Here is a 13,839-nt window from a genome sequence, read left to right on the forward strand (position 1 = left end):
TTTCATCTCCTTATAATCTATTGTTTGAAAATGTTTTATTAAAAGTGAACGTTAATCAACCAAAATTTGATGCTTTTATCACTCCAACCAAGATCCCAAGGCACTTTACTTCTATCAGAATTATGGCAACTAACCAAAGAGTATCCTCTTGAATCAGCCCCTGTAACAACAGAAATGTGAGTAATATCATTTTTATTTTCATAAGCAACAATATCACCTGGCAGTAATTTATAACTAGCTTTATATACTTTGTCATAACTTCCATAGGCAATCACGGATCCTCTACCACTATATATCATATATCTTTTAAAGCTATCTGCATTAAGCCAAGCTTTTGTTGCTCCGTTTTTATCTGAATTCCATGTGAAATTTTTTCTGAATTTTCCTCCTTCAAAAAGAATTTGGGATGCAAAGTTTGCACAATCCCCACCTTGAGGATTATAGTCACGATAAAGCATGTTATATTTATACTCACTATCGCTGGCAGCACCACAATATTTATCAGCATATTTTACAGTATCTAGTCGTCTTTGTCCTATGTTTTTTAAATCTCTTGGTTTTTGAAATAATATATATTCTTTTATTGAATCTGCTTTTATATTACTTAGGTCTAAAGAATTTGCGAAAGGGTCTTTGTACCATTCTTTAGAGATAACCCAAGAACCATCTTTACTCATAAGTTGCAAGTTGTGGTATGTTCCAATCCTCGATGTGTTTTCAAGCTTTGGTTGATCTATATATATATATTTGTATTCAGTTGAACACAATAAATATATTGAAAAATTATTATTATTTTCTTTGATTTTTTTGATAATTAAAGTTGGAACAATATCCGTAAATTTAATTCCTTGTTTTTCGGCCCAATTATTAATGTAATCCATTTTTTTCTTTTCATACTCATATGCCCAGGTGCCATATTTTGTGTCCATATTATAAAATGATTGTATTAATTCTAAATCACCATTTAATATAGCTTTATTTCTGTTTTTAAAAATTTGGTTTATATAATTAGTTACTTCTTTTTTTGATTCATCAGTAATAGCATTTGCATAACTACTAATATATACTTGCATTGATAAAAGAAGGATGATAAATATAAGCAATTTAAGTTTGAATGATTGTGATTTTTCAATTTTACGTAAATTCATAATATTATACTCCTATTATTTTATTAATGAATCAATTTTATATATTGCATTTTTTACAGAAGTCTCTTGTATCGGAGCGCCTTCATACCATGTTTTTTTTAGAATGTTGCTATTTGGAAAATAGCGAGCTTTTAAAATTATTTCAGGTCTATACTCAAAATGTAAAATATCAAAGTGGGACCATTTACCACCCCAAACAAAATTGTTTTTTTCAAAGATTTCTACAAGTTCAGTGGAATATGATGATAGTCTTTTTTCTCCAGCATCTTTGGTAGACCATTTCCAATAGTCTCTTTTGTCACTGGCAAGATCAATAGCGATTCCAAAAGAATGTGGACTTAATCTATTAGTACCTGAAATTACTCGATAGTTAAAGGTTCCACTGCAAGGCAAAAGGCAGTTTCTCAAATTTGGATTCGTTTTTAATAAAGGCTTTAATTCTTCCATAACTGTCTGTAATGAACTAGATGCGTTATTGCTCTTATTAAATTGATAATTATTATAAATAATATTAACTTTTGTAAGGTTATCTTCTATGAGTTGTTTTGATGTACCATAAACTTCAGATAATAACCCGTAAGATCTATAACGCCCTGGATCAAAATCTGCTCTCATAACACATCTAATAGGAGATAAAGGATACATTTGATCCAAAGTGTCTTGAAGGTCTGGGTTTACAAGTTTTTCTTGAATGCTTTTCACTTTTTTATCATCGTAGCATAATTTCTTGCCTGATTTCATATTTAGATATACATAACCATTATTTTTTTCTATATTTTTAATATATTCAGGATAAGCAATCATTAAGCATAAAATATCTTGTTTCATTGTTACATCGTATATATTGCTGTTTTCTTTTTTGATTGTATCAGTTGCAGCAGAGGTTATTGATGTATTTCCTATATTAAAAAGCAAATTTACAATAAGTGTAACAATAAGCATTTTTCTCATGATTAAATTTCCCCCTTTATAAAAATAATATTAATAGTACAAATTTATAAAAATCAAATCACTTTTAATAATACTTTTGCTATATATAATTGCCAATGAACTATTATTATATGTGTGGATATATTAACAAAAAATATATGAATTTTTCCAAAATATAAAAAAACATGTCTATATGTATTAATACATGTTCAAGCAATAATAATTTGAAGGAATATACTTAATAGCAAATAGGCAGCGAGGTATTGCTGCCTACTTGTTCATCTTTTATTTTGTTAAACCACTTTCTAAGTGCGAAAACAATATAAACTATGCTAATTGATTAGTGGGACGTATTAACCATTTATAACAGTGCAACCATTAACGTGAATAGTTTCACCACTTATATAGGATGCACCATTTGATGCTAAAAACAAATATGTTTCAGCAAGCTCAACGGGTTGGCCAGGTCTTCCCATAGGTGTATTTCTTCCAAATTCACCAACCTCACTTTCACTGAAAGACGATGGTATAAGCGGTGTCCATATGGGACCTGGAGCTATTGCATTTACCCGTATCTTCCTACTTGTAAGGGAAAGAGCGAGTGAACGAGTAAATGTAACTATTGCGCCTTTAGTTGAGGAATAATCAATTAATGATTTATGTCCTTTGTAGGCAGTGACTGAGGAAGTATTTATAATTGTAGCACCCTCCTTTAAATATGGTAATGTTGCTTTAACCATATAAAACATTCCAAAAATATTAGTCTTAAAAGTTCTCTCTAGTTGCTGCTTTGTAATATCTTCAATACTATTTTGAGGATGTTGTTCTCCAGCGTTATTTATAAGAATATCTATTTTACTTAATTCTTTTATTGTTTGACTGACAGCATTTACGCAGAAAGTATCGTCGCCAATATCTCCAGGAATCAAAATGCACTTTCTACCTTTTGCGCAAACAAGCTTTTTAGTTTCTGCCGCATCTTCATGTTCATTAAGATATACTATAGCTATATCAGCACCCTCTCTTGCATATGCAAGAGCAACTGCTCTACCAATTCCACTATCACCACCTGTGATTAGAGCAACTTTATTCATTAATTTTTCAGAGCCCATGCAATTTGGATCTTCAAAAATAGGTCTTGGGTTCATTAGTGTTTCAAAACCTGGTTGTTTGTCTTGATGTTGCTTAGGTATACTCATGGGGAAATTAAAGTTCTCATTCATAAAAATGTCTCCTTTTGTAAATAAAATATATTTTATAGCTGTAGTTTATGATAATTCGTCATTTATATTCAATTTAAATTAAGGATATGAAAAAAATTAAAAATACTTAAAAATACTTATCAGATTGCATATTATGGGTTGTAAAAATTAGAATAATAGCTAGAAGACTAGAAATATGTTATAATTAAAAAATATGAGTGTTACGAATATTTAAATTATAAAATTATAAATTTGAAGTTGATAAAAATGAAACATATTTATTTATATATCAAAGACCTATAAAGTCAGAGTTAAATGAAGATTAATCAGCCTAAATATGCTCATATCGCTAATAAAGGGTGGTTTCTTAGATGCAATATAATCATGGAAGAAAGTTGTTGTTTCCAATTTTCAAGAAGATTCATAACAGGATATTAGTGATTTGTGACATTTAAAGTTCAAGACAGCCACTTCCAAAGGAGAAAAAATGTTATTCGAAGATTTAAATCTCATTACACCAATAAAAAAAGCATTAAATGATGAGGGATATGTGGAACCTACACCTATCCAAGAGGCATCAATTCCTAGCATATTAGAAGGTAAGGACTTTCTAGGCTGTGCTCAAACAGGTACTGGAAAAACTGCAGCGTTTGCTATTCCTATACTACAAATTCTTTGTGGAAAACAAAAGGTTATAAAAGGACCCAAAAATATTAAAGCTTTAATACTCGCACCGACAAGAGAACTTGCAATTCAAATTGGAGAAAGCTTCGATTCGTATGGTAAGTATATGAATCTTACTAGTACTGTAATTTTTGGAGGAGTATCACAAAAAAAACAAACTGATGCGTTAAAAGATGGAGTAGATATTTTAATTGCAACCACTGGTAGATTACTTGATCTTATGCAGCAGAGATTCATAAACATACATCATGTTGAGATGTTTGTACTTGATGAGGCAGACCGTATGCTTGATATGGGATTTTTACGTGATGTAAAAAAAATAATAGCACAATTGCCTAAGATTAGACAGACTATGTTATTCTCAGCAACTATGCCTGGTGAAATCTCAAAGCTTGTAGATAATATTCTTGTTAATCCAGTTAAAGTAGCAGTAACACCGGTTTCGTCAACTATAGAACTTATTGAACAGGCAGTATATTTTGTAGATAAAAAAGATAAAAAATCATTGCTTATTCATCTGTTAAAAGATAAATCTATAGTTTCTGCTTTAGTATTTTCAAGAACAAAACATGGAGCAAATAAAATCACTAAGGATTTAAACAATGAAGGTATAGAGGCTCAAGCTATACATGGTAATAAATCACAGAGTGCAAGGCAGCTTGCTTTAAATAATTTCAAGCAGGGGATAACAAGAGTACTCGTTGCTACAGATATTGCAGCAAGAGGGATAGACGTTGATGAATTATCTCACGTAATTAATTTTGATTTACCTAATATTCCAGAGACCTACGTTCATAGAATAGGAAGAACTGGCAGAGCAGGACTAGGTGGAATTGCATTATCGTTTTGTGATGTAGAAGAAAAACCATTTCTTAAGGATATTGAGAAGGTTATAAAAAAATCAATACCAGTGATAGAGGATCATCCTTATCCTGCAAGTAATATAGTAGTAATAGCAAGTAAGGATGATGCAAAGAAAGTGACTACTGGAAAATCACGTTCTAATGGTTATGCCAGACGAAACGGAAGAAATCAGCAAGGGCGATCACAATCTAAAAACACGGGATCAACAAGATAAATAATATATAAAGCATAAAGCCAATGATTATTTTTAAATAATCATTGGCTTTACTACTCTGTATTTTAAGTTTCATACAGAATTAATCAGTAGTCTCCATTTTTAGCCTTAGCAATGCTGCCTGCGCTTAAAATTATAAATAATTTATTATTTAACATAACTAACATCTCCCTACTATAAGTTTAATGTTTGTTTGTCGACTACAATAATAGTATATCCCATAATTAAAAAAGCATACATCAATAAAAAATTAATATTATTAACAAGGGGGTTATAAATTATGATTTTTATATCAGAAAATAATGTTATATTTAATTCTATTGTAAAGGAATTTGATTTGAGTAATTCTATTGTAGAAAAATCAGAAGAATTAAAAAAGTTAGTTGAAAGCTTAACTAATTATAGAATGGACATATGCAAACTATTTAAGATGCAAAAGTTTAAGAGTGAATTTTTAGAAGTGAATAAAAAAGAACTTATTGAAAGTGTAAATTTAAATAAATCTAGAATTGTGGATAATGAAAAGAACAAAATAGAGATAAGAGATAAGATTAAAGTTAATAGGGAAAAAATTAAAGAAGTAAAACTTTATATAAAGGAATTAGAGAATAATCTCAATGAAGAAAAGCAACAAAGCAGAATATTATTTGGAGCACTTGATATTTTTATGAGTAGAGAAAGATTTAAAATTATCAAAAAATTAGTTGTTAGGGAATATAAAAAAGTTTATTCAAATTATTCTAGTGAATTAAGTATAAAAACAAAAATAAAACAATGTGATGAAAGAAAAAATAAAATAAGAAAAGAGAGAAATGATTTTAATAATAGGATAGATAAATATAATAGAAAAATAACTATTTATAAATCAGCATTAGCAGAAATAAGAAAAAGTACTTTAAGTATGTCGAAAAATAATGATTTATCTACTATAAAAATTGAAAAAGTGATAAATTACATAAAATTAGAAAATAACTTTAGAATAGAGGCTTATAATTATAAAATATAAAAACATCAAGAGGATAACTTAAGACCATCTTCATAATGTTTTTATTGATTTTTAATTAAGAAACCATTTTATTTAAAAGCTTTTTCAAATATATTATTAACAATATTTTTAGAGGTAACTCCCTCATGAACCTTTATGCCATCAACATAATAAGTAGGGACATAATAGTATGTATATTGCTTTGCTATATCAGGCTCTAGCTCTTCGTCGATTATTTTAATTTCAATATCAGCATATTGTGGATTTTGTTTTTTTATATTTTCCATCCAACCAAGTGCCTTTTTACAGTATGGACACCATTCAGTTACAAACATAATTATTGGTTTCATTTATTTTCACCGCCAAACTTTCTATTTAGGATCTAATATTATTAGACGCATTAATATTATACACCATTTTTCTTATACTTAGGGCATTATAGTAAATTATAAAAGCGAAACTTTAAATTATATTTATTCGTAATTAAAATAGATAGTTATAAACAAAAAAAATTTATAATTATAATGATTAAGGTTATTAAGAGTAATTAATAGAAATAAGTTAAAAAATTTGCTATAATGAACTAGTCGAAAAATAATTTATTATGTTGATGTAAGTAGGAGAAACTGTAGTACATATTGAAGGCAACTAATAAAAGAAAATGAAGGAGTATTTTAAATGCAAACTATAAAGCTGTTATGTAGGAAAGAGTCAGTTATGAAAATAATATTATTTGCATCAATAGTAGTATTCGCGTATTTAATAAGATCCATTTTTGATTTAATTTTATTAACTTTTATGATTACTTATTTAGTGAATAGTATGCAAAGTTTATTAGTGTGCCAAATCAACAAAATTATAAAAGTAAGTCCAACCATTATTACGATAATTATATATGTATTTATTACAGCAACTATAGCGCTCCTAGCAGTAAAATACATACCAATAGCAATATCTGAAAGTTTACTTGTTTTGGATAAGATGGAGTATAATGATTTTGCGAAAAACACAAAAGGCGTTATGCCATATCTGTCACCAATAGTTAATCAAATTGACATAGCAAGTTATGCTAAATCAGGTATTCAAAGTATTATGCTTTTGGTAACAAATTTAGGTAAATGGAGTATTAATTTCTTTATGGCACTTCTATTAAGTTTAGTATTTATATTAGAAAAGAAGAGTATTTTAAACTTTGTCTACAAGTTTAAACATAGTAGAGTATCAGGTGCATATAATTATTTTAGTTATTTTGGAAATAACTTCTTAAATTCTTTTGGTAAAGTAATCCAGGCTCAAATAATGATAGCAATTACAAATACAGTATTATCAATTATAGGACTTACTATAATGGGTTTTCCACAATTATTTGCTCTTGCATTTATGATATTTATTTTAAGTCTTGTACCAGTGGCTGGAGTATTTATTTCTTTAATACCATTATGCTTAATTGCGTTCAAAATAGGTGGGGTAGTTAAAGTGCTATTTGTGCTTATTATGATTTTTATAATTCATGCGATTGAAAGTTATATTTTAAATCCAAAGTTTATGTCTGATACTACACATCTTCCAATATTTTTTACTTTTGCAACATTAATAATATCAGAACATTTTATGGGTATATGGGGTCTTCTACTAGGCATACCAATAGTTATATTCTTATTGGATTTAATTGGAGTGAATCTTAACGAAAAAAGTAGTCCTAAATTTACAGATGATTAATTGTCTAAGAAACACGTACAAAGTACGTTAGTTCATTCTTTGGAAGGTAGTGATTTTGTGGTAATAGAAAATATGCAGTCTGTATTAAAATGTCCTGTTTGTAATTTAAGTCTTGAAAAAAAAGAAAAACAATGCCTTTGTTTAAATAATCATAGTTATGATATATCTAGCAAAGGATACATTAATCTTTTATTAGCTAATCAAAAGAAAACCAAAGATCCTGGAGATAGTAAGGAAATGATGGAAGGTCGTAAAGATTTCTTAAATAGAGGGTATTATCACACTTTTTCAGATAGACTTAATGAGATAATAATATCGAATATAAGTGAAAAAAATATAAACATACTTGATGCCGGGTGTGGAGAAGGATATTTTTTATCAAGACTTAAGGAAGCTATATATGCGAATGAATCTAAATGTCTTTTAAACAAGCAATTTAATTTTTTTGGCGTAGATATATCGAAATCCGCAGTTACTTATGCAGTTAAGAGGGATAAAGAAATAAACTTTATAGTAAGCAGTAATTTTAATTTACCCATAATGCCAAATACTATAGATGTTATTATTAGAAATTTTGCGCCTTCTGATGATCTAGAACTTAAAAGAGTTCTAAAAGATAATGGAAAACTGATAGTTGTAACACCTGGGATTGAGCATTTATATGGTTTAAAAGAGATATTATATGTAAATGCGAGAAAACACGCGGAAAAAGAAACAACTTTTGAGGGGTTTAAATTAATAAAAAGATCAGAAGTTAAGTATAACATTCATTTAGAAGACAGGGAAAGTGTAAAAAATCTTATAAGAATGACCCCATATTATTGGACTTTTGACAATGCTATGAGAGAAAAAGCGATTGAGACTTCTAAACTTTCAACTGCACTTAATTTTGATATAAGTGTATATGAGAAATGTCGTTAAATCATCTTCTGGGTAGCTGCAAAATTACGAGAAATTAGAATTAATAACTGGATGTAGGATTATCCTACAATCAGTTATTTTGTTTTAAAATATAATTATTAGCTAGTAGTACTATATTTATAATGTATAATAAACTATACCAATATAAATTTTTCCAAAGGAGGGGTTTGTGTGAAGTTTTATATAAAGCAAAAGATATTTTCAATAGGTGACAATTTTAGTATTAAGGATTTTTCGGGCAATGATATGTTCAAGGTAGAAGGGAAAATTTTTTCAATAGGAAATAAGCTTAGAATTTATGACATGAAGGATAATGAAATTGTATATATTGAGCAGAAATTATTTAAGTTATTACCGGAATATAATATATATCTAAATGGAAACTATGCCGCCAAGGTGAAGAAAGAATTTACTTTTTTTAGCAATAGGTTTCATATAGAAAGTAATATGGGCGATTATGAAATTGAAGGGGATTTTTTAGCTCATGATTTTTCAATAGTGAAAAATGGTAAAAGCATTGCGCAAATAAACAAGAGGTGGGTTTCATGGGGAGATACCTATGAAATAGATATAAATGAATCCGAAAATCATGTATTTGTATTAGCAATGGTAATTGTAATTGACCAAGTGTTGCATGACAATAAAAATCAAAATAATGGATAAATGTGAGAAGTAATAGATTTTATTATAATTGATGTATTGATGTATTGATGAGGGCTAAGATGATATAATGTTAATGTATTTGATAAATAAAAGATTAGAGGTGTTATCATGACTAATGATGAAATGTATAAACGAATAATTGTTATGACTAGTATTAAAACTGCAAAAAGTTTTATTAAAACTTATGATATAAGTAAAAGTGATTTAAGCAAGCTTTGCAAAAAATTCAATATATTTATAGACGGTAAGGCTACTAAGGATGATATGATTGATAGATTTTTAGGCGAGACATTGGGTAAAAAACTAAAAAACAAGGTGATTAACAAGTACAATATTAGATAAGTTTTTAAAAAATGTAATTTTATGAATAGGATAAGTGTATAAATAACCTTATTTAATAAAACAATACTTATGAGGTGAAATTAATGAAGTTATTTATACCAGATATTGCCTATATAGACCCGAAATTATTAAAATTTGAGGAGTCAAAAAAAACAATAAAATATCTAGAAAAATTAAAGGTACCTATAGTTAATTCAAAAAAAGTTGTAATAGACTCTGGGTCTCCTGAGAAAAACTATGCAGTGGCTAAAAAGACTGTTCTTTTTACAACAAATGGTCAAAAGAAATTAGTGAGTTGTAAACCATCTGCAGATTACCAATTTTCGCTTTCGAGTTCATGCCCTGCAAATTGTGAATATTGTTATCTGCAAACTACCCAAGGTGAGAAGCCTTTCATGAAAATATTCCTAAATATTGAAGAAATTTTAGAAAATATACAAACATATATAGATGCTAACTTGCCAAGTATTACTTCTTTTGAATGTGCTAGTATAACTGATCCAATTGCACTTGAGCATCTAAGTGGAAACTTAAAAAAATGCATAGAGTTTTTTGGGAGGAGTGAGAAGGGAAGACTTAGACTTGTAACCAAGTTTGATGATGTTGATCCATTTTTAAAACTGAAACACAACAAACACACAAAATTTAGATTTACTTTAAACACGCCTTATGTAATAGATAATTTCGAACATAATACCTCAACTTTTAAAGAACGAATAGGCGCAGTTAAAAAAATAGCTTCTGCTGGGTACCCAATAGGATTTATAATTGCACCTATTATGATATATGATAATTGGAGGTCAGAGTATAAGGAACTATTTGAAACGTTAAAAATAGCTCTTGCAGATTACAAAGATGAAGTAAGTTTTGAACTTATTCAACATAGATTTACAAAGGCTGCAAAGGAACTTATAGTGCAGAGATTTAAAAATACTAAGCTTGATCTGGATGAAGAAAAAAGGCTGTTAAAATGGGGACCATATGGAAAATTCAAGTATGTATATAAGAAACCAGAGAGTGAGGATATAAAGAATTATATCTCAGAACTGATAAACAATAATTTTGATTTAGCAATAATTGAATATTTCACTTAATAATTAAAATATTTTAGTAATTTAAATAATAAACATGAATATCTATGTCTTCATGTTTATTTATTTTTTATATTTTTAATATCATGTAGCTTATAATGATAATTTTAAAGGCGATTTTGATATTCCATCTTTCACAAGTTCTAAAAAGTTTTCTCTAGGCATATAAACGGCGCCTAAACTTTCAAGATGATTTGTATGAACCTGACAATCAATTAAAGAAAAACCCTTATTTTCTAATACTTTTCCAAAGGTAATAAAGGCAACTTTAGATGCATTATCCATAGTAGAAAACATTGATTCACCAAAAAAACATTTTCCTATGCTTATCCCGTATAGTCCACCAACTAACTCATCATTGAACCAAGTTTCTACGCTGTGGGCATAGCCAAGTGTGTGGAGTTTGCAGTAAGCTTCAATCATTTCATTTGTAATCCATGTGCCAGCCTCGCGCCTGAGATTTGAACAATTAGATATAACATCCCTAAAGTGAGTATCAAAGGTAACTTTATATATATTTTTTTTAAGTGTTTTTTTCATAGAGTGGGAAGTTCTTATATCTTTTGGATAAATGATAAATCTTGGATCAGGTGACCACCAAAGTATTGGTTCATCATCCGAGTACCAGGGAAATATTCCATTAGAATATGCAAGTAATAATCTCTCTTGCGATAAATCTCCACCAATTGCGAGTAACCCATCATCATCTGAAAGAGATGGGTGAGGGAATATTAATTCATTTGATAATCTATAAACTGTCATAATAACTCCTTTCAGTATATAACCTATAAACCTTATTATATACTACCTAAATCAATCTTACATGCTTTTACATTGATAGACATAAAAATTTGATTAAAAAGAAAGTTATGGAGCATCATAAAAAAGATGAAAACTAAAATAAATATTGAAGTAGTATGGAGATTGAAGTAACATAAATATATAATCTAATGAAAAATTATAGTAAATTGTTGAGAGGATGTTTTTATATGAAGTTGTCTTATAAGGAAAGAATAAATAATGTTAAACCAGTAGTCGTTGTGAGTAGATGCTTAGGTTTTGAAGCGTGCAGATATAATGGTCAGATGGACGGTTGCAATTTAGTAGATAAATTAAATGATTATGTGGAGTTTATAACAGTTTGCCCTGAGGTCCAAATAGGACTAGATACCCCTAGGGAGGCTATAAGGATTGTTAAAGAAGATGAACTATCACCTGTGAAATTAGTGCAACATGTTACTGAGAGGGAATTAAGCACGGAAATGGTTGAATTTGGAGAGGAATTTCTAAAAGATCTTCCGAAAGTCGATGGCTTTCTACTGAAAAGCAAATCCCCATCTTGCGGCATAAAAGAGGTTAAAATTTACAAAAGTACACAAAAGGGTTCATCATCGGTTAAAGGAAAAGGATTATTTGGTGAACTAGTAATAAATAAATTTCCTAGTGCCGCAATCGAAGATGATGGAAGGGTTAAAAACTATAATATAAGGCAACATTTTTTAACAAAATTATATATTATTAAGAATTTTAGAGTTATAGAAGAAAGTATGCTTATAGAAGATCTAGTTGAGTTTCATAGCACAAATAAGCTTCTTCTTATGTCGTACAACCAAAAGCAACTGAAAATACTCGGGAGAATTATAGGTAGCCATGGAGAATTAAGCGCAAAGCAAGTTTATGAAGAATATGCAATAAACCTTAATCTTGCCCTTAATAAGTTACCAAGATATACATCGAATATAAATGTGCTTATAAAATCTATGGGCTATTTCTCAGATAAGTTAACGCATAGAGAAAAAGAATTTATTTTAAATACAATAGAACAATACAGAGAAAGTAAAATACCTTTTAGTGTTCCACTTTATGTTATAAAATCAAATGCTATACGTTTTGAAGAGAAAAATCTTATTAATCAAACTTTCTTTGAACCTTATCCGCTTCAATTAGATAATGTTACTGATTCTGGAAAAGGTCTAGATAAATAAAACAAATTAAATTCTATGTATAATTGTGATATATTTTTAATTTATTGAATGAATAATCCTTTCTTTGGACATAATTCCAAATAAGGAGGGGAATTATGAAAAATAGAAAAATTTTATATTCACTTTTAACAATAATCTTAATAGCTTTTGTTTGTGCCAATTATTCTCTAATCCATTATATGAATAAAAATGATTTAAAACTTGAAGCTTATGGTAATTTACCATATTTAAAGTTTACATCTAAAGTCATTGAAAACGGTAATTCATTACAAACATCTGTAACCACTAATTCGGCTAGGGTATCAACAGACACAAAATTCATTTTCAAGATTAAATATAAAGATAATGTAGTAAGGAACATGGTACTTGAAAAGTATTTTAATAGTTCGAAAGTATTAATTAGAAAAAATAAGGAAGAACTTAATGAATATTTTAAAAATCAAGGTTACACAGTTTCTAATATGGGTACTGATGAAGTTGTTTTTGTTAATAATAGCAATAGGTATAGTTATAAAGCCAATAGATATTTTTTAGGTGTGTATAGCGATATGGTTACAATATATAAAACAGATGAAAATGGAAATATATCAGCGAGTAAACTATTTAATGCTAACGTTTATTCAGCAGATGGTAAACAGCAGAAATATGATTTTGAAGCTGTAGACAAAGGAGAATTACAACATATTAAAATAATTGACTTAAAAGAAAAAGATGGACTAGTGGAGGATCTTATTCACGGCAGAAAATATAGCAAAGATGATGATACAAAAAAAGATATGGAAGATAGCGAAGAATATGAAAAAGGAGAATTCAAATCTCCGGCAAAGGCTTTTGATTATGCTATGGGTCTATTAAAGTCATGATAAATTAATTTGAATTAATTAAAATAATGAAATATGTACTATATCATTAGGAAATATATTTTCTAGAAGGATAAAACTTTAAGAAATGTATTTTTCTAATAAAAAAGCCTTATGAATTATATTTCTTAAGGCTTTTTACCATATTTTTTTATTTTCATGTATCTTATTTATTGAATTAATAACGTTTAGGTGGTAAAGTAATATATGTTGCTATAAAAATAGAAGGAT

The 13,839-nt window shown here is 28.4% G+C and carries 14 protein-coding genes; 9 read left to right on the forward strand and 5 right to left on the reverse strand.

Annotated elements, in window-relative coordinates; translation table 11 throughout:
• Nucleotides 1-38: 38 nt before the first annotated feature.
• The 3 genes from KPL44_RS13690 to KPL44_RS13700 all read right to left on the reverse strand — a co-directional run bounded on the left by KPL44_RS13690 (nt 39) and on the right by KPL44_RS13700 (nt 3,301).
• Nucleotides 39-1,148: an amidase domain-containing protein gene (locus KPL44_RS13690; RefSeq protein WP_216251286.1), complete on the reverse strand. Its 1,110-nt coding sequence runs from the start codon at nt 1,146-1,148 to the stop codon at nt 39-41.
• A gap of 15 nt (nt 1,149-1,163) precedes the next feature.
• Complete coding sequence (locus KPL44_RS13695; RefSeq protein WP_216251299.1) at nt 1,164-2,099, reverse strand: M15 family metallopeptidase; 936 nt, start codon at nt 2,097-2,099, stop codon at nt 1,164-1,166.
• Between the two features lie 332 nt (nt 2,100-2,431).
• On the reverse strand, nt 2,432-3,301 hold the full coding sequence (locus KPL44_RS13700; protein WP_216251301.1) for an SDR family oxidoreductase: 870 nt from the start codon (nt 3,299-3,301) through the stop codon (nt 2,432-2,434).
• Between the two features lie 466 nt (nt 3,302-3,767).
• Between KPL44_RS13700 and KPL44_RS13705 the strand changes: the two genes are divergently transcribed.
• Both KPL44_RS13705 and KPL44_RS13710 read left to right on the forward strand, forming a co-directional pair.
• Nucleotides 3,768-5,042 carry a DEAD/DEAH box helicase gene (locus KPL44_RS13705; RefSeq protein WP_216251303.1) on the forward strand — a complete coding sequence of 425 codons (1,275 nt, stop codon included), beginning with the start codon at nt 3,768-3,770 and terminating at the stop codon, nt 5,040-5,042.
• A gap of 280 nt (nt 5,043-5,322) precedes the next feature.
• Nucleotides 5,323-6,048 carry a hypothetical protein gene (locus tag KPL44_RS13710; protein ID WP_216251306.1) on the forward strand — a complete coding sequence of 242 codons (726 nt, stop codon included), beginning with the start codon at nt 5,323-5,325 and terminating at the stop codon, nt 6,046-6,048.
• A 68-nt stretch (nt 6,049-6,116) separates the two neighbouring features.
• On the opposite strand, the gene KPL44_RS13715 is transcribed toward KPL44_RS13710, so the two are convergent.
• A complete protein-coding gene (locus tag KPL44_RS13715) occupies nt 6,117-6,377 on the reverse strand; it encodes a thioredoxin family protein (protein WP_216251308.1) in 261 nt (86 codons plus the stop codon).
• A 328-nt stretch (nt 6,378-6,705) separates the two neighbouring features.
• Here KPL44_RS13715 and KPL44_RS13720 point away from each other — a divergent pair, with 328 nt between their 5' ends.
• The 5 genes from KPL44_RS13720 to splB all read left to right on the forward strand — a co-directional run bounded on the left by KPL44_RS13720 (nt 6,706) and on the right by splB (nt 10,766).
• Nucleotides 6,706-7,746, forward strand: coding sequence for an AI-2E family transporter (locus tag KPL44_RS13720; RefSeq protein WP_216251311.1), 1,041 nt, complete (start codon nt 6,706-6,708; stop codon nt 7,744-7,746).
• On the forward strand, nt 7,747-8,667 hold the full coding sequence (locus KPL44_RS13725; protein ID WP_216251312.1) for a methyltransferase domain-containing protein: 921 nt from the start codon (nt 7,747-7,749) through the stop codon (nt 8,665-8,667).
• 171 nt (nt 8,668-8,838) lie between these two features.
• Nucleotides 8,839-9,330: an LURP-one-related/scramblase family protein gene (locus KPL44_RS13730; protein WP_216251314.1), complete on the forward strand. Its 492-nt coding sequence runs from the start codon at nt 8,839-8,841 to the stop codon at nt 9,328-9,330.
• 108 nt (nt 9,331-9,438) lie between these two features.
• Complete coding sequence (locus tag KPL44_RS13735; protein WP_216251317.1) at nt 9,439-9,672, forward strand: hypothetical protein; 234 nt, start codon at nt 9,439-9,441, stop codon at nt 9,670-9,672.
• A gap of 83 nt (nt 9,673-9,755) precedes the next feature.
• Nucleotides 9,756-10,766, forward strand: coding sequence for a spore photoproduct lyase (gene splB / locus KPL44_RS13740; RefSeq protein WP_216251321.1), 1,011 nt, complete (start codon nt 9,756-9,758; stop codon nt 10,764-10,766).
• Between the two features lie 90 nt (nt 10,767-10,856).
• Here splB and aat read toward each other — a convergent pair whose 3' ends face one another.
• The gene (gene aat / locus KPL44_RS13745) at nt 10,857-11,525 is read right to left on the reverse strand and encodes a leucyl/phenylalanyl-tRNA--protein transferase (RefSeq protein ID WP_216251324.1); all 669 of its coding nucleotides are present in this window, start codon (nt 11,523-11,525) and stop codon (nt 10,857-10,859) included.
• 227 nt (nt 11,526-11,752) lie between these two features.
• Here aat and KPL44_RS13750 point away from each other — a divergent pair, with 227 nt between their 5' ends.
• Together KPL44_RS13750 and KPL44_RS13755 are read left to right on the forward strand one after the other, a co-directional pair.
• Nucleotides 11,753-12,748, forward strand: coding sequence for a YbgA family protein (locus KPL44_RS13750; protein ID WP_216251325.1), 996 nt, complete (start codon nt 11,753-11,755; stop codon nt 12,746-12,748).
• 95 nt (nt 12,749-12,843) lie between these two features.
• Nucleotides 12,844-13,611: a hypothetical protein gene (locus KPL44_RS13755; RefSeq protein WP_216251328.1), complete on the forward strand. Its 768-nt coding sequence runs from the start codon at nt 12,844-12,846 to the stop codon at nt 13,609-13,611.
• Nucleotides 13,612-13,839 lie beyond the last annotated feature (228 nt).

Source organism: Clostridium sp. DSM 17811 (assembly GCF_018861905.1).
GTDB classification, from domain to species: domain Bacteria; phylum Bacillota; class Clostridia; order Clostridiales; family Clostridiaceae; genus Clostridium_AD; species Clostridium_AD frigoriphilum.